Genomic DNA, 15,240 nt, shown 5'->3' with positions numbered 1-15,240 from the left:
CGCTCACCGCCGGAGGTGGTGGCGTGCTGCAAGGGGCCGACCTGCCGGTCCTGGGTGACCGCAACCAGCGGCTGGTGCTGGACGCCATCCGCCGCCATCCCGAGGGGATCGGCCGCGTGGCGGTGGGCGCGGCGACCGGGCTCACGCCGCAGACGGTCTCCAACATCGTCCGCCGGCTGGGCGAGGCCGGACTGGTCACGGCGGGCGAACGCGTGCGGACACCACGGGGCAAACCGCCGACCCTGCTGCACGTCGAGCCGACCCGACACGTGGCCGTCGGCATCCACATCGACCCGGCCCTGGTCTCGGCGTTGAGCATGGACCTGGCCGGCGGGGTGCACCGGGTGGCCAGCACCCCCACCCCGCCCGACGTCAGCCCGGACACCGTGGCCGACCTGGTCCGCGACCTGACCGGCGAGGTGCTCCGCGACTGGCCCGGCACCGAGGTCGACACCGTGCTCGGCGTCGGCGTCGCCGCTCCCGGTCCGATCGACGTCGTCGCCGGCCGGCTCCGGCAGCCCCCGCAGCTGCACGGCTGGGCGGACGTCCCGCTGCTGGACACGCTGCACCGGGCGCTGGGCCGGCCGGTGCTGCTGGACAAGGACGTGATCGCGGCGGTCACCGGCGAACGGTGGGCGCCGGACGGACCCCGGGACGACTTCCTGTACGTCTACCTCGGCTCCGGTCTCGCCGTCGGCGCCTGCCTGGGCGGACGGGTGCACCGGGGCACCACCAACAACGCCGGCGAGATCGGCGGGCTGTTCAGCCACGCACCCATCCCCCACAACATGGTCGCCGCGGCCGCCGCCGCCGGACTCGGACCGGCGGCACCCCCGTCGTACACAGCGGTCCGTCCCGCCTTCGACCAGCTGTGCCGGCGGGCCGACGAGGACCCGCGTGCCGCGGCCCTGCTGACGGAGGCGGCGGACCAGCTGGCCCGCGGCATCGCCACCCTGGTCAACGTGCTCGACGTCGGGCACGTGGTGCTCGGCGGACCGTCCTGGCCGCCGGTGGCGCGGCACTGGCTGCGGGTGCTGCCCGACCAGGTCGCCCCACGGTTGGCGACCCGCTCCGGCGCGCTGGTCGAGGGCAGCCGGCTGGCCGACCACGGGTCCGCCTACGGCGCCGCCGCCCTGGTCCTGCACCGGTTCCTGGACCCCGGAGCGGCGTCGCACCCTAGTTAAATCAATCGGCTTGCGTTAATCTCGGGTCGTGCATTCCCACTCCGACATCCTGACCCAGCGCCTCGACCGCTTCGTCCGCGACCACCTCGTCCCGCGCCTCCACCGCGAGCGCACCCCCCTCACCCTGGCCGCCTGGCCGGTGCCCGACGAGCCGGTGCCCTTCGCGGAGGCCGTGGGGCAGACGTACGAGCCGATCGAGGCGGGCACCCGCTGGGGACGCGCCTGGTCGACGCTGTGGCTGCGGGTGCAGGGCAGCGTGCCGGCGGAGTGGCGGGACGTGCCCGGCACCCGGGTCGAGCTGGACATCGACCTCGGCTTCACGGGCGGCCCGGGCTTCAACGCCGAGGGCCTGGCCTGGCGGCCCGACGGCAGCACCATCAAGGCCATCTCGCCGGACAACCGCTGGCTCCCGGTGGAGTCCGACACCATCGACTTCTACCTGGAGGCCGCGGCCAACCCCGACGTCGGCGCCGCGATGTCCGGCGGGACCTTCGTGCCCACGATGCTGGGCGACAAGGCCACCGCCGGCGACGCCCCGCTGTACGAGCTGCGGGCCCTGGACGTGGTGCTGCTCGACACCGAGGTCTGGGAGCTGCTCCGGGACATCTGGACGCTGCGCGGTCTGATGGGCGAGCTGGCCGTCGACGACGCCCGCCGGTACGAGATCCTGCTGGCCCTGAGCCGGATGGTCGACGTGGTCGACCCCACCGACGTCGCGGGCACCGTCAGCGCCGGCCGCGAGCAGCTGGCGCCCGTGCTGGCCGCTCCGGCGGCCGCCTCGGCCCACCGGATGGTGGCCGTCGGGCACGCCCACATCGACTCGGCCTGGTTGTGGCCGCTGCGGGAGACGGTCCGCAAGGTCGCCCGCACCTGGAGCAACGTCGCCGACCTCGCCGACCGCGACCCCGAGTTCGTCTTCGCCTGCTCGTCGGCGCAGCAGTACGCCTGGATCAAGCAGTACTACCCGGCGCTCTTCGAGCGGATCCGCGGCCTGGTCGCGCGCGGGCAGTTCGCACCGGTCGGCGGCATGTGGGTCGAGTCCGACACCAACATGCCGGGCGGCGAGGCGATGGCCCGCCAGTTCGTGGCCGGCAAGCAGTTCTTCCTGGACGAGTTCGACGTGGAGACCGAGGAGGTCTGGCTGCCGGACTCCTTCGGCTACTCCGCGGCGCTGCCGCAGATCGTCGCGGCCTCCGCGTCGCGCTGGTTCCTGACCCAGAAGATCTCCTGGAACCAGGTCAACAAGATGCCCCACCACACCTTCTGGTGGGAGGGCATCGACGGGTCGCGGGTCTTCACCCACTTCCCGCCCGCCGACACCTACAACTCGGTGATCTCCGGGACCGAGCTCGCCCGGGCGTCCCGTCAGTACGCCGAGAAGGGCGCAGCCAACCTGTCGCTGCTGCCGTACGGGCACGGTGACGGCGGTGGCGGCCCCACCCGCGAGATGATCGCCGCGGCCCACCGCACGGCCGACCTGGACGGGTCGGCCCGGGTGGAGCTGTCCACCCCTCGGCGCTTCTTCGAGCGCGCCGAGGAGGAGTACCCGAACGCGCCGGTCTGGCGGGGCGAGATGTACCTCGAGCTGCACCGCGGCACCCTCACCAGCCAGCTGAAGACCAAGCAGGGCAACCGGCGCAACGAGCACCTGCTCCGTGAGGCCGAGCTCTACGCCGCCACCGCCGCCGACCGGACCTCGTACGCGTACCCGTACGAGCGGCTGGCCGAGCTCTGGGAGCTGCTGCTGCTGCACCAGTTCCACGACATCCTGCCGGGCTCCTCGATCGCCTGGGTGCACCAGGACGCCGAACGGAACCACGCCGCCATCACCGCCGGCGCCGAGGCCGTCATCGCCGAGGCGCTGGCCGCCATCACCGGTCCGGGCTCCGCCGACGTCGTGGTCAACGCCACCCCGCACCGCCGGGCCGAGGTGCCCGCGCTGGGTGCGGTGGTCGGCAGCGACCTGACCGCCGCCACCCCGACCTCGGTGACCACCGAGGGCGAGGACGTCGTGCTGGACAACGGGATCGTCCGCGCCGTCGTCGACACCCACGGGCACCTGGTGTCGCTGGTCGACCACGCCACCGGCCGGGAGGCACTGGCCACCGACACCCCGTCGAACGCGCTCCGGCTGCACCGCGACGAGCCGGCGAACTGGGACGCCTGGGACATCGACGAGTACTACCGGCGCACCGTGATCGAGCTGGACGAGGTCGACTCGCTCAGCACCTCCGACACCGACGGTCGCGGCGTGGTGACCACTGTCCGGCGGACGCCGGCCGGCTCCATGATCACCCAGCGGCTCACCCTGGCGCCGGGTGCCTCGGCGGTCGAGATCGGACACGACATCGACTGGCACGAGGAGCAGAAGCTGCTCAAGCTGGGGTTCGGTCTCGACGTGCACGCCGACGCGGTGGCCGCCGAGACCCAGTTCGGCCACCTGTTCCGCCCGACGCACACCAACACGTCGTGGGAGGACGCCAGGTTCGAGACCTGCGCCCACCGCTTCGTCTGGGTCGGCGAACCGGGCTACGGCGTGGCGGTCACCAACGACTCGACGTACGGCTTCGACGCGGCCCGGCACACCCGGGACGACCGCGGCACCACCACCACGGTGAACCTGTCCCTGATCCGCGCACCGCGCTACCCCGACCCGTACGCCGACCAGGGCGAGCACACCCTGACGGTGTCCATCCGGCCCGGCGCGCTGATCGCGGACGCGGTCGAGGAGGGCTACCGGACCAACCTCCCGGCCCGGGTGGTGTCGGGGGGATCCGGCTTCGCCCCGCTCGTCACCGTCGACAACCCGGCGGTGGTGGTCGAGTCGGTCAAGCTGGCCCACGACCGGTCGGGCGACGTCATCGTGCGGCTCTACGAGTCCCGTGGCGCCCGGGCCCGGGCCCGGGTGGAGCTGACCGACGGCGCGTCAGCGGTGGTGGCGACCGACCTGCTCGAGCGCACCGGCACGTACGGCGTCCGGGACTGCGGCGAGCTGGCCGACGGCGTGGCGACCCTGAGCCTGCGACCCTTCCAGCTGGTCACCCTGCGGTTCTCCCGCTGAGCCGGGCCCGCCCGACGCCGGCACGCCAGGCTCCCGGTCGGTCCTGCCGGCCGGGAGCCCGGTCGGCCGTTCAGCCGGCCGGGAGCACCTCGGGCAGCCCGAAGCGGGCGAACAGGGTCGTGTCGAAGTAGGCCACCACGTGGGCGACCCGGCCGTCCCGGAGCTCCAGCTGCTGCAGCTGGAACGCCCGGTGCACGCCGTCGTCGCCCCGCATGTAGAGGGCGAACGCGGGTTGGCCGTTGGCCCGGACGGGCACCATCCGCTGGTCCCCCGGACCGGAGGCGGGGCAGTAGTTCGAGATCAGCTGGTGGATGGCCTGCCGGCCCTGGTACCAGGCGGTGAACGGCGGCATCTCCCAGACGGCGTCGCTCTTCAACGTGGCGATGATCTTGTCCACGTCGTAGGCCTCGAAGGCGGCGACGTAGTCCTCCAGCAGCTGCCGGGTGTGCGGGTCGTCCAGCGACTCCGCCGGCTGCTCGGCCTCCGGGTCGAGCTTGGCCAGGTGCGCCCGGGCGCGCTGCAGGCTGCTGTTCACCGCGGCCACGCTGAGGTCGAGCGCGGCGGCCACCTCGCTGGCCTGCCAGGCCAGCACGTCGCGGAGGATCAGCACCGCCCGCTGGGGTGGGGTCAGGTGCTGTAGGGCGGCGATGAAGGCCAGGCGCACGCTCTCCCGGGAGACGATCTCCTCCCCCGGGTCCTGCGCCGCCCGCTGCCAGACCACGGAGTCCGGCAGCGGCTCCAGCCACGCCACCTCCTGGCGGATCGCGAGCTCCCCGGTCGGCGGCCCGCTCGGCTGCCCGACCCCGGTCGGCAGGGTCCGTCGGTGCTTGCTGCCCAAGGCGCTCAGGCAGGCGTTGGTGGCGATCTGATACATCCAGGTCCGCACCGAGGAGCGGTTCTCGAAGTTGTGGTAGGCCTTCCACGCCCGCAGATACGTCTCCTGCACCAGGTCCTCGGCGTCGTGCACCGACCCGACCATCCGGTAGCAGTGCGCGGTCAGCTCTCCCCGCAACGGCTCGACCAGCTCCATGAACGTCTCGTCGACCGAGGTTGCCAGACTCATGGGCAGCAACCTACTCGCGGGCACCGACACTGTCAGGCGGTCGCGGCCGATGAGTTCCGCGCCCGGGACCAGTCCCACGACTGACGGATCCACGACGTCAGGAGCCCCTGTGCCTCGCCTGCTCTTCCTCAACCTGCCGGTCGCCGACCTGGCCGTCGCGACCACCTTCTACACCGGCCTGGGCTTCGGCCTGAACCGCGACTTCTCCTCCCTCGACTGCAGCTGCATCGTCGTCTCCGACGCGATCTTCGTGATGCTGCTGACCCGTGACCGGTTCGCCGACTTCACCGCCGGACCGGTGGCCGACCCGCAGGCCGGCACGTCGGCGATCGCCTGCCTGACGGCCGAGAGCCGGCAGGAGGTCGACGATCTGGTGGTCCGCGCCCTCGCCCACGGGGGCAAGCCGTGGCTGGACACCATGTCCGACGGTCCGATGTACGGGCACAGCTTCGCCGACCCGGACGGTCACGTCTGGGAGGTCCTGTCCATGGACAGGCCGCTGTGACGGTCAGCCGGGCGGCACCAGCCCGGTGTGGTGCGCGCAGAAGGCCAGCAGGTCCGCCCACTCCGCGGCGACCAGCGTTGTCGGCTTGCCGGCGCCGTGCCCGGTGGCGGTCTCGATCCGGGTGAGCACCGGTGCCTCGCCCGCCTGGGCCCACTGCAGCGTGGCCAGGAACTTGTGGCTGTGCAGCGGGACGACGCGGTCGTCGTGATCACCGGTGAGCACCAGGGTCGCCGGGTAGCGGGTGCCCGGGCGGATCGCGTGCAGCGGCGAGTAGGCCAGGGCGGTGGCGAAGTCCCCGGGGTCGTCGGGGTCGCCGTAGTCGGACTTCCACGCCGCGCCGACGGTGAACAGGTGGAAGCGCAGCAGGTCCAGCACGCCGACGCCGGGCACCATCGCGGCGAAGAGGTCCGGTCGCTGGGTCAGCAGCGCCCCCACCAGCAGCCCACCGTTGCTGCGGCCGTACGCGGCCAGCTGCGCCGCGGTGGTGACCCGGGTGGCGATCAGGTGCTCGGCCACGGCGATCGCGTCGTCGAAGACGTGCTGCTTGCCGGCCAGCCGCCCGTCGTCGTACCAGTCGGTGCCGAACTCTCCGCCACCGCGGAGGTTGGTGATCACCAGCGCGCCGCCGGCGGCCAACCAGCCCGACCAACCGGGCCGGTAGTCGGCGAAGATCGGGATCTTGAAACCGCCGTAACCCCACAGCAGCACGGGTCCCGAGCCCGACCAGCCCTCCGGGGTGATCAAGAAGTACGGCACCTCGGTGCCGTCGGCGCTGGTGGCGCGCCGCCGCTCGACGGTGGTCACCGGCTCCGGAACCGGCGCGGTCGCCAACGGCACCAGGTCCGGTAGCGCCTCGACCTGTCCGGAGCGCGCGTCGACCACGTAGGCGGTCGTGGGCGAGGTCACCGACGACAGCCCGACGAACAGCGCGTCGTCGTCGTGCCGCCCGTCGAGCCCGACGAGCGAGCCGCCGGCCAGGTCGAGCCGGTGCCGCAAGGCACCGTCCCACTCCAGCACCTGCACCAGCGGCTGGACGTCGGCCAGCGTGGCCACCGCGACCCCGCCGGCCGCGGGCGTCGCCATCAGCAGCGTGTCCGTCTCCGGCCGGTACACCTCGGTCAGCGCGGGCAGTCCCGGGGTCGTCGGCGCGGTGACGTCCACCGCCACCAGCCGGCCCCGCGGTGCGTCGAGATCGGTCTGGAGGTAGAGCCGGTCCCCCACCAGCTCCACGTACGCCATCTCGGCGACGGCCTCGTCGATGATCGGGATCGGGTCGCCCAGGGTGCTGACCCCGTCCTCGGTGGTCAGCGGGTACAGCCAGAGGCGGTTGCGGTTCTCGGTGCCGCGGGTGATCGACACGACCACGAAGCGTCCGTCGGCGGTCACCGTCGGGTGCAGGAAGAGCTGGTCGTCGTCGGGGAACTCCGCGATCACCGGATCGTCCTCGGCCGGCTCGCCCACCCGGTGCTGCCGCAGCCGCCCGCCGGGGAGCGCGCCGGTGCCGGTGCCGTCGTCACCGGCATGACCGAAGTCCAGGTAGAGGTACGAGCGGTCGTCCGGCAGCCACTCGGCCGCGCTGAACTTCGTGGTGATCACCGTGTCGGGCACCGGTTCCCCGGTGGTCAGGTCCTGCAGCCGGAAGGTCTCCCAGTCGCTGCCCGCCTCGCTGATCCCGATAGCGGCGTACCGACCGGAGTCGGAGACGGTCAGGCTCTGCAGCGACGCGCGGCCGTCGGCGGACAGCGTGTTCGGGTCGACCAGCACCCGACCACCGGCCCGCAGCTCGGCGAGCGAGTCGGCCACGTACCAGATGTCCTGGTCGGTGTGACCGTCGTTGCGGGACACCACGTACCGGCCCCTGCGCCGGAACGGCGTCCCGGCCCGCGGTCGGTGCAGCACGGCCTGCAGGGTCCGGCTGAACCAGGGCCGTTCGGGCAGGGCGGCCAGATAGGCCTCGCTGACCTCGTTCTGCCGGCGCACCCAGTCGACGGTGTCCGCGGCGTCGGGATCCTCCAACCAGCGATAAGGGTCGGCGATCTCGTGCCCGTGCAGGGTCTCGACCAGGTCGTCGCGCCGGGTGTGCGGGTAGTCCATGATCACCACGCTACCCAGCCGGGACGCCGGAGCACCGGCGTGCGGTCGGGCCGCGACCGGCAGGACGCACCGGTCAGCAGCGCGACCTCGATCACTAGGCTGACCGGGTGAGTGACCCGGCGACGCCCGCAGCGGACGAGCCGGTCCGGCGGCGCCGGGGTCGGCCCCGCAAGGGCGAGTCGGACGCCCGCGACCGCATCCTCGCGGCGGCCACCGACGAGTTCGGTGAGCACGGCTACGACGCGTCGACGACCCGGGCCATCGCCGGCCGGGCCGGGGTGGACCCAGCCCTGCTGCACCACCACTTCGGCACCAAGGCCGACCTCTTCGCAGCCTCCATCGGTGCTCCGCTACGACCCGACCTGGCCGTACCCGAGATCTTGACCGGTCCCCGGGAGCGCACCGGGGAGCGGCTGGTCGCGTACGTGCTGGGGATGTGGGACTCGCCGACGGTCGGGCCGCGGGCACTGGTGATGCTCCGGACCAGCCTGGGCAGCCGGCGAGCGACCCCGCTGCTGGCGGGGTTCCTGCGTCGCGAGCTGCTGGACAAGGTGGCCGCCGGTCTGGAGGCGGAGGACGCCGGGTTGCGGGCCGACCTCGCCGCTTCGCAGATCGCCGGGTTGATCATCGCCCGCTACGTCCTCCGGTTGCCCGATCTGGTGGCCGCTCCCACCGACGTGCTCGTGGTCCGGGTCGGGGCCACGGTGCAGGGCTACCTCTTCGACTGAGGCGGCGGCTGGTGACGGAAATCGGCTGCTCATGGCGGCTGCGGACCCCAAACACGGCGTGTCGCCGCCGCGAGTCGCGCGTTTCCGTCACTCCCCCTTGACCCCCGCCACCACGCGGGCATAATTCATCACATGGTGAATAAGACGCCGGTGGTCGATCTCTCCACGATCGGACCGGACGACCTGACCGCGGTCGGGGGCAAGGCGCTCAACCTCGGGCGGATGCTGGCCGCCGGCCTGCCCGTGCCGCCCGGCTTCTGCGTCCTCACGCCGGCCTACCGGTCGGTCCTGGGCGACCGGCTGACCGACGTGCTGCCGGGCCTGGCGACCGCCGGTCCCGCCGAGCGGGTGCAGCTGGCCGGACGGGCCCGAGACATCGTCCTGGCCGCTCCGGTTCCCCCCGAGCTGACCGGCGCCATCGCGGCGCGCTACCGCTCCCTCGGGGCGGACGTGCCGGTGGCCGTCCGGTCCTCGGCCACCGCGGAGGACCTGCCCGGAGCCAGCTTCGCCGGACAGCAGGACACCTTCTTGAACGTCGTCAGTGTGGACGCCGTGCTGGACGCGGTGCGGCGCTGCTGGGCCTCGCTGTGGACCGACCGAGCGGTGAGCTACCGCGCCAGCCAGGGCATCGACCACGCCGAGGTGAGTCTGGCGGTCGTCGTGCAGCGGCTGGTGGATGCCGAGGTGGCCGGGGTGATGTTCACCGCCGACCCCGTGTCGGGGAACCGCGGTCAGCTGGTCATCGACGCCAGCCCGGGTCTGGGCGAGTCGGTGGTCTCGGGCGCGGTCAACCCCGACCGCTTCGTCGTCGACGCCGCCTCGGGAGCCGTCGTCGAGGTCACCGTGGGCGACAAGCGCACGGCCGTCCGGTCGGTCGCCGGTGGCGGGACCCGCACCGAGTCGACCACCGGCCCGACCGACCCCTGTCTGACCCCCGACCAGCTGGGTTCGCTCCGCAGGTTGGCCGTCGCCGTGGCCAGGGTCTACGACAGCCCCCAGGACACCGAGTGGGCGATCGACACCGCAGGCACCGCCTGGCTCACCCAGTCCCGGGCCATCACCACCCTCTTCCCGGTGCCGTCCTCCGACGTTCGGGCGGCCGGTGTCCCCCGACACGGCCCGGATGCCGCGCGCGCCTACCTGTGCGCCAGCCTGGCCCAGGGCCTGACCCGACCGATCACCCCGATGGGCCTCGCCGCCTTCCGCCTGATCGCGACCTCGGTCGCCACCCTCGCCGGCCACCCCCCGGCCGACCGTCACCGCGGGCCGTCCGGGTTCGTCGCCGCCGGCCAGCGGGTGTTCGTGGACATCACCCCGCTGCTCCGGCACGCCCGGGTACGCCGGGTGGTCGTCCGGGTCGCCGGGGTGATGGAGGCGCGTACAAAGGCGGTGCTGGAGCACCTCGAGGACGACCCGCGCTTCGCACCGGAGGAGGCGACCGGCCCGGCCTGGCCGCTGGTGCTGACCGTGCTGGCCCGCACTCGGGCGCCGCTGCGGTTGCTGCACGGGCTGCTGAGCCCGACCTCGGCGCTGCTCCGGGTCGACGCGATCGAGCGGGATGTGCACGCGCGCTGGCGGATCCCGGCGGAGGCCACCCCGCAGGAGCGGCTGGACGCGGTCGAGGAGCGCCTCGGTCGGGACACGTTCCTGGTCATGCCGGGTGTCTTCCCGTATGCGGCCGCCGGTCTGCTCTCCATCGCCGTGGCCCAGCGACTGGCGCCGGCCGATCTCGACCCGGTCGTGTTCGCCCAGGTCCGCCGCGGGCTGCCGCACAACGTAACCACCGAGATGGATCTGGATCTGTGGCGACTGGCCGGGCAGATCGGCGCCGACCCCGAGGGGGCCGCAGCCCTCACCGCGCTCCCGGTGGACGAGGCGGCGCAGGCGTACGCGCGCGGCACGTTGCCCCCGGTGGTCCAGCAGGGTCTGGCCGGTTTCCTCCAGACGTACGGGCACCGGGCGGTGGCCGAGATCGACCTGGGGATGCCGCGCTGGCGGGACGATCCGACGCACCTCCTGGGCGTGCTAGCCAACTACCTGCAGCTGGACGATCCCGACCTCGCACCGGAGCGGCAGTTCGCCGCCGGAGCCGTGATCGCCGAGGACGCCGTGGAGCGGATCGTGCGCGCCACCCGGCGCAGCGGCCCCACCGGAGCACTGCGCGCCGTCGTCGTCGGCCTGGCCCTGCACCGCGCCCGCGTCCTGATCGGGCTGCGGGAACGGCCCAAGGCCCTGTGGGTCTACGCCCTCGCGGCCGCGCGCGCCGAGCTGCAGCGGGTCGGCGAGGCGGCCGTCACGGCGGGCGCCCTCGCGGACCCCGACGACATCTTCTTCCTGGACCTCGAGCAGGCCCGGCAGTCGCTGCGCGGGATCGACCTGCGCGCCGCCGTGCGGGCGAACCGGGAGGCGTACGCGGTCGAGCTCCGCCGTCGCCACATCCCCCGCGTGCTGCTGTCCGACGGCACCGAGCCGGAGACGATGATCCACACCGACGCCCCGGACGGAGCCCTGCTGGGCAGCCCCGCCTCCGTCGGAGTGGTCAGCGGCCGCGCCCGGGTCGTGCTGGATCCGGCGGGGGCCTACCTGGAGCCGGGCGAGATCCTGGTCGCCCCGTCCACCGACCCCGGCTGGACACCGCTGTTCCTGACCGCCGCCGGTCTGGTGATGGAGATGGGCGGGTCGATGTCGCACGGCGCGGTGGTGGCCCGGGAGTACGGGCTGCCGGCGGTGGTCGGGGTCCCCGACGCGACCAGCCGGATCAGCACCGGTCAGTGGGTGACCGTGGACGGGGCGGCCGGCACCGTGGTTCTTGCGTGAACCTCACCCCGACCGGGCCGGATCGGCCGCGACACGCCGATGGCGCCACCAGTCGGGCTTACTTTTCCGCACCGCTCAGCTCGCTCCCCGACCGAGCAGGAGCAGCAGGCAGCCGAGCGCGGCCGAGGCGGTCCGGACGTGGTTGAGGCGGGTCCAGTCGGTCAGGTACGTGCGCCACGCCTCGACCGTGCCGGGGGCCGCCGGATCGAGCACGGCCAGCGCGTCGTTGCGGGGCACGTGGTACGCCACTGTCAGCCCGATGCAGACCAGGTACGCCAGCGCGCCGACCACCACCAGCCACCGGCCCGGGCTGCCCGCCGCCAGGGCCACCGCCCCGAGCACGACGGCCAGCAGCGCCGTCCCGAAGAGCGTGACCATGAACACCGGGTTCGGGGCAGCCCGGTTGATCTCCTGCATGGCCCGCACCCCGACCGCCGCCGGGGCGCGCCCGAGTCCGGTCATCACGAAGCTGGAGAAGGCGAGGAACACGCCGGCCGTCAGACCGGCCCCCAACCCGGCCAGCAGCGTCAACCAGCCGACCAGGGCCTCGCCGGTCGATCCGACGGGGTCCGTCATCGCTGCACCTGAGTCATGTCGATGAGTCAACCGGGTCGAGCCGGGACGATCCATGGGCTGAACGCTCAGGTTCCTGCGTTATCGTCTCGGTGTGGATGAACTGGCGGCACTGCTCGACGGCCCTCGCGCTCGCGGAGCCTTCACGCTCAAGGTGGTGATGTCGGCCCCCTGGGGACTCGCCGTCCGGGACGAGGCGCCCCTCACCGTCCTGGCGGTGACCACCGGCGAGGCCTGGCTGCGGGTGGCCGACTCGGCTCCGTCCCGCCTGCTGCCCGGGGACGTGGCCCTGCTGTGCGGGCCGGAGCCCTACGTGGTGGCCGACTCTCCCGACACCGTCCCCGGCATCACGATCCTGCCCGGCCAGGTCTGCGTCGGCCCCGACGGTCAGCACCTGGCCCAGACCATGAGCACCGGACTGAGCACCTGGGGCAGCCCCGACGGGGAGACCACGATGCTGGTCGGCACCTACGCCTCCGACGGCGAGGTCGGCCGACGTCTGGTCGATGCCCTCCCCCGCACGCTGGTGCGGCCGGCCGCCGAGTCGGCCACCCCCCTGGTTGGGCTGCTGGCCGCCGAGCTGACCGCCGAGCACCAGGGTCGAGGGGCGGCGCTGGACCGGCTGGTCGACCTGCTGGTCATCGACCTGGTCCGCACCTGGGCGCGGGACGAGGCCTCGCCGGGCTGGTTGACCGGTGGCGCCGACCCCTGCGTCGCCGAGGCCCTGCGGCTGATCCAGGACGACTACGGGCAGCCGTGGACTGTCGCCTCCCTGGCCCGCACCGTCGGCCTCTCCCGGGCGGCGTTCGCCCGTCGCTTCACCGAGGCAGTCGGTCGGGCACCGATCGCCTACCTCACCGACTGGCGGATGGCGGTGGCCGCCGACCTGCTGCACGAACCCGGCCGCACCGTCACCTCCGTCGCCGCCCAGGTGGGCTACCCGAGCCCGTTCACCTTCAGCGCCGCCTACAAACGGCACTTCGGCGCCAGCCCCCGCCACCACCTGCAGGCCTCGGCATGACCCGCACCCCGGCGAGCCAGCCTCGGTACGACGGACCCGGGCTCCGGGTCGCCTTCGTCCCCGGCGTCACGCCGGACAAGTGGGCCCGCTCCTGGCGCGAGCGGCCCGGCCGGATCAGGCTCCAGCTGGTCGCCCTGGACGCGGCCGAGGCCGAGGCGGCGGTCCGGTCCGGGGAGGTCGACATGGCCCTGGTCCGGCTGCCGGTCGAGCCCACCGACCTGCACCTGGTTCGGCTCTACGACGAGGTGCCGGTGGTCGTCGTCTCCCGGGAGCACCCGATCGCCGCGTACGACGACATCGCGCTGGCCGACCTGGCCGCCGAGCAGCTCGTCACAGGACCGCCCGGCGACCTCGTGCCCACTGTCGACCAGCTCGACTTCCCGGTCATGTCGGACCAGGACGCGGTCGAGGTGGCCGCCGCCGGCACCGGCGTCGTGGTGCTGCCCATGTCGGTGGCACGGCTGCACCACCGCAAGGACGTGGTCGCCCGGCCGGTCCGCGATCTGGAGCCGACCACCGTCGCCCTGGTCTGGCGGGTGGACCGCGACGACGAGCTCACCCAGGCTTTCGTCGGCGTGGTCCGTGGCCGAACCCCTCGCAGCTCGCGAGGCTGACAAGCTTATTCAACCAAACGGTTGACAGGCCGATGACCTGACTCTACAGTTGTTATCAACCAGACAGTTGAGGAAGGGTCCATGGCCGATCAGCTCTCCCGGGTCTTCGCCGCGCTGGCCGATCCCACCCGGCGCGATCTGGTGGCCCGGTTGACCGTCGCCGACGCCACCGTCAACGAGCTCGCCGAGCCGTACGAGGTCAGCGTGCAGGCGATCTCGAAGCACCTGAAGGTGCTCGAGGACGCCGGACTGGTGACCAAGGGCCGCGTGGCCCAGACCCGCCCCGTCCACCTGGAAGCGGAGGTGTTCGACCTGATGACCGCCTGGATCGAGCGCTACCGCCGACGGGCCGAGCAGCGCTACCGCCGCCTCGACGCGGTGCTGGCCGAGATCGCCGACCAGACCCCTCCCCGCACACCACCACCCACGGAAGGACCACGAGCATGACTCGTACGACCACGGCCCCCGAGGCCACCATCACCGCCGACGAGAAGCTGCCGATCATCCGGATCACCCGGGACTTCGACGCCACCCCCGCGAAGCTGATGCGCGCCCATCTCGATCCCGAGCTGTTCGCCCGCTGGGTCGGCCCGGACGGGATGGACACCACCGTCGACGTCTGGGACGTCCGCGACGGCGGCAGCTGGCGCTACGTCGCGGCCCGCGACGGAGAGGAGTTCGGCTTCCGTGGCTGCTTCCACCGGATCGGGGAGGACACCATCGTCCAGACCTTCACCTGGGAGGGGATGCCGGAGGAGGTCTCGCTCGAGACGCTCCGGTTCGAGCTGCTGGACGACGGTCGCACCCGCCTGCACGCCCAGTCGCTGTGCGACTCGTTCGAGGACCGCGACGCCTGGCTGCGCAGCGGGATGGAGGTCGGGGTGAACCAGGGCTACGCCAAGCTCGACGACGTCGTGTCCGACCTGGCCGGCGCATGACCCCGGCCGAGCGGCACGCCTGGCTGGCCGGGACCTTCACCGAGCGCGTCGATGGTGTCTCGGACTGGGAGGTGCCGGCCCCGGTGCCCGGCTGGACCGCGCGCGACGTGGTTGCGCACCTGGTCGACTGGCTGCCCGGCTTCCTGTCCGGCGGCGGGATCACCCTGACCAGTGACGGTCCGCCCGTATCCGACGACCCCGCCGCCGCCTGGCGCGCCCACGCCGCCGCGGTGCAGGGTCTGCTCGAGGGCCCCGACGCCGACCGACCCTTCGACCACCCGATGGTCGGCGGCCACCGGCTCGCCGCGGCGATCGACCAGTTCTACAGCACCGACGTCTTCCTGCACACCTGGGACCTGGCGCGAGCCAGTGGCCAGGACGACACCCTCGATCCGACGCTGGCCGGGGAGCTGCTGGCCGGGATGCAGCCGATCGACGCCATGCTGCGCTCGTCCGGACAGTACGGACCGCAGGTGCCGGTGCCGGCGGACGAACCCGTCACCGACCGGCTGATGGGCTTCATCGGAAGAGACCCGGCCTGGCGCCCTCCTGCCTGAGAAATTACTGAGTCTTTATTTCGGGTCCAGCACAGAACAAGTTCTCGTGACTAACCTTCTGGCATCGACGCTTCCCGGCTCGGGG

13 protein-coding genes are annotated in these 15,240 nt (G+C 72.9%); 10 read left to right on the top strand and 3 right to left on the bottom strand.

The window, feature by feature from the left end; translation table 11 throughout:
- Positions 1-23 precede the first annotated feature (23 nt).
- Both ABD714_RS01310 and ABD714_RS01305 read left to right on the top strand, forming a co-directional pair.
- Positions 24-1,184: an ROK family transcriptional regulator gene (locus ABD714_RS01310; RefSeq protein ID WP_344810458.1), complete on the top strand. Its 1,161-nt coding sequence runs from the start codon at positions 24-26 to the stop codon at positions 1,182-1,184.
- A 28-nt stretch (positions 1,185-1,212) separates the two neighbouring features.
- Positions 1,213-4,245, top strand: coding sequence for an alpha-mannosidase (locus ABD714_RS01305; RefSeq protein WP_344810457.1), 3,033 nt, complete (start codon positions 1,213-1,215; stop codon positions 4,243-4,245).
- A 70-nt stretch (positions 4,246-4,315) separates the two neighbouring features.
- On the opposite strand, the gene ABD714_RS01300 is transcribed toward ABD714_RS01305, so the two are convergent.
- Positions 4,316-5,308: a sigma-70 family RNA polymerase sigma factor gene (locus ABD714_RS01300; RefSeq protein ID WP_344810456.1), complete on the bottom strand. Its 993-nt coding sequence runs from the start codon at positions 5,306-5,308 to the stop codon at positions 4,316-4,318.
- A gap of 109 nt (positions 5,309-5,417) precedes the next feature.
- Here ABD714_RS01300 and ABD714_RS01295 point away from each other — a divergent pair, with 109 nt between their 5' ends.
- Entirely contained in the window at positions 5,418-5,813 is a 396-nt protein-coding gene (locus ABD714_RS01295; RefSeq protein ID WP_344810455.1) for a VOC family protein, read from the top strand.
- A gap of 3 nt (positions 5,814-5,816) precedes the next feature.
- Here ABD714_RS01295 and ABD714_RS01290 read toward each other — a convergent pair whose 3' ends face one another.
- A complete protein-coding gene (locus ABD714_RS01290) occupies positions 5,817-7,907 on the bottom strand; it encodes a prolyl oligopeptidase family serine peptidase (protein ID WP_344810454.1) in 2,091 nt (696 codons plus the stop codon).
- Positions 7,908-8,014: 107 nt separating this feature from the next.
- Between ABD714_RS01290 and ABD714_RS01285 the strand changes: the two genes are divergently transcribed.
- Together ABD714_RS01285 and ABD714_RS01280 are read left to right on the top strand one after the other, a co-directional pair.
- Positions 8,015-8,635, top strand: coding sequence for a TetR/AcrR family transcriptional regulator (locus ABD714_RS01285; protein WP_344810453.1), 621 nt, complete (start codon positions 8,015-8,017; stop codon positions 8,633-8,635).
- Positions 8,636-8,767: 132 nt separating this feature from the next.
- Positions 8,768-11,452, top strand: a complete 2,685-nt coding sequence (locus tag ABD714_RS01280) for a PEP/pyruvate-binding domain-containing protein (protein WP_344810452.1) — start codon at positions 8,768-8,770, stop codon at positions 11,450-11,452.
- Positions 11,453-11,527: 75 nt separating this feature from the next.
- Here ABD714_RS01280 and ABD714_RS01275 read toward each other — a convergent pair whose 3' ends face one another.
- Complete coding sequence (locus ABD714_RS01275) at positions 11,528-12,028, bottom strand: anthrone oxygenase family protein (RefSeq protein WP_344810451.1); 501 nt, start codon at positions 12,026-12,028, stop codon at positions 11,528-11,530.
- Between the two features lie 91 nt (positions 12,029-12,119).
- Between ABD714_RS01275 and ABD714_RS01270 the strand changes: the two genes are divergently transcribed.
- From ABD714_RS01270 to ABD714_RS01250, 5 genes are all read left to right on the top strand, one after another.
- Positions 12,120-13,046 (top strand): AraC family transcriptional regulator, encoded by a 927-nt coding sequence (locus tag ABD714_RS01270; RefSeq protein ID WP_344810450.1) that lies wholly within the window; start codon positions 12,120-12,122, stop codon positions 13,044-13,046.
- Positions 13,043-13,660: a LysR family substrate-binding domain-containing protein gene (locus ABD714_RS01265; RefSeq protein ID WP_344810449.1), complete on the top strand. Its 618-nt coding sequence runs from the start codon at positions 13,043-13,045 to the stop codon at positions 13,658-13,660. The genes ABD714_RS01270 and ABD714_RS01265 overlap by 4 nt, the downstream gene beginning before the upstream one ends.
- Before the next feature lie 81 nt (positions 13,661-13,741).
- Entirely contained in the window at positions 13,742-14,107 is a 366-nt protein-coding gene (locus ABD714_RS01260; RefSeq protein WP_344810448.1) for an ArsR/SmtB family transcription factor, read from the top strand.
- Positions 14,104-14,598 (top strand): SRPBCC domain-containing protein, encoded by a 495-nt coding sequence (locus ABD714_RS01255; RefSeq protein WP_344810447.1) that lies wholly within the window; start codon positions 14,104-14,106, stop codon positions 14,596-14,598. Before ABD714_RS01260 ends, ABD714_RS01255 begins: the two co-directional genes overlap by 4 nt.
- Positions 14,595-15,155 carry a TIGR03086 family metal-binding protein gene (locus ABD714_RS01250; protein WP_344810446.1) on the top strand — a complete coding sequence of 187 codons (561 nt, stop codon included), beginning with the start codon at positions 14,595-14,597 and terminating at the stop codon, positions 15,153-15,155. Before ABD714_RS01255 ends, ABD714_RS01250 begins: the two co-directional genes overlap by 4 nt.
- Positions 15,156-15,240 lie beyond the last annotated feature (85 nt).

The sequence above is a fragment of the Microlunatus aurantiacus genome (assembly GCF_039536605.1).
Taxonomy (GTDB): Bacteria; Actinomycetota; Actinomycetes; order Propionibacteriales; family Propionibacteriaceae; genus Microlunatus; species Microlunatus aurantiacus.
Note: the sequence above shows the minus strand (reverse complement) of the source record. Positions and strands in the feature narration are given on the sequence as shown.

Bases quoted from the DNA above. Each gene is read 5' to 3' on its own strand.
- ABD714_RS01290 (WP_344810454.1), bottom strand. From the start codon at position 7,907: ATGGACTACCCGCACACCCGGCGCGACGACCTGGTCGAGACCCTGCAC.
- ABD714_RS01265 (WP_344810449.1), top strand. From the start codon at position 13,043: ATGACCCGCACCCCGGCGAGCCAGCCTCGGTACGACGGACCCGGGCTC.
- ABD714_RS01260 (WP_344810448.1), top strand. From the start codon at position 13,742: ATGGCCGATCAGCTCTCCCGGGTCTTCGCCGCGCTGGCCGATCCCACC.
- ABD714_RS01250 (WP_344810446.1), top strand. From the start codon at position 14,595: ATGACCCCGGCCGAGCGGCACGCCTGGCTGGCCGGGACCTTCACCGAG.
- ABD714_RS01275 (WP_344810451.1), bottom strand. From the start codon at position 12,028: ATGACGGACCCCGTCGGATCGACCGGCGAGGCCCTGGTCGGCTGGTTG.
- ABD714_RS01280 (WP_344810452.1), top strand. From the start codon at position 8,768: ATGGTGAATAAGACGCCGGTGGTCGATCTCTCCACGATCGGACCGGAC.
- ABD714_RS01255 (WP_344810447.1), top strand. From the start codon at position 14,104: ATGACTCGTACGACCACGGCCCCCGAGGCCACCATCACCGCCGACGAG.
- ABD714_RS01300 (WP_344810456.1), bottom strand. From the start codon at position 5,308: ATGAGTCTGGCAACCTCGGTCGACGAGACGTTCATGGAGCTGGTCGAG.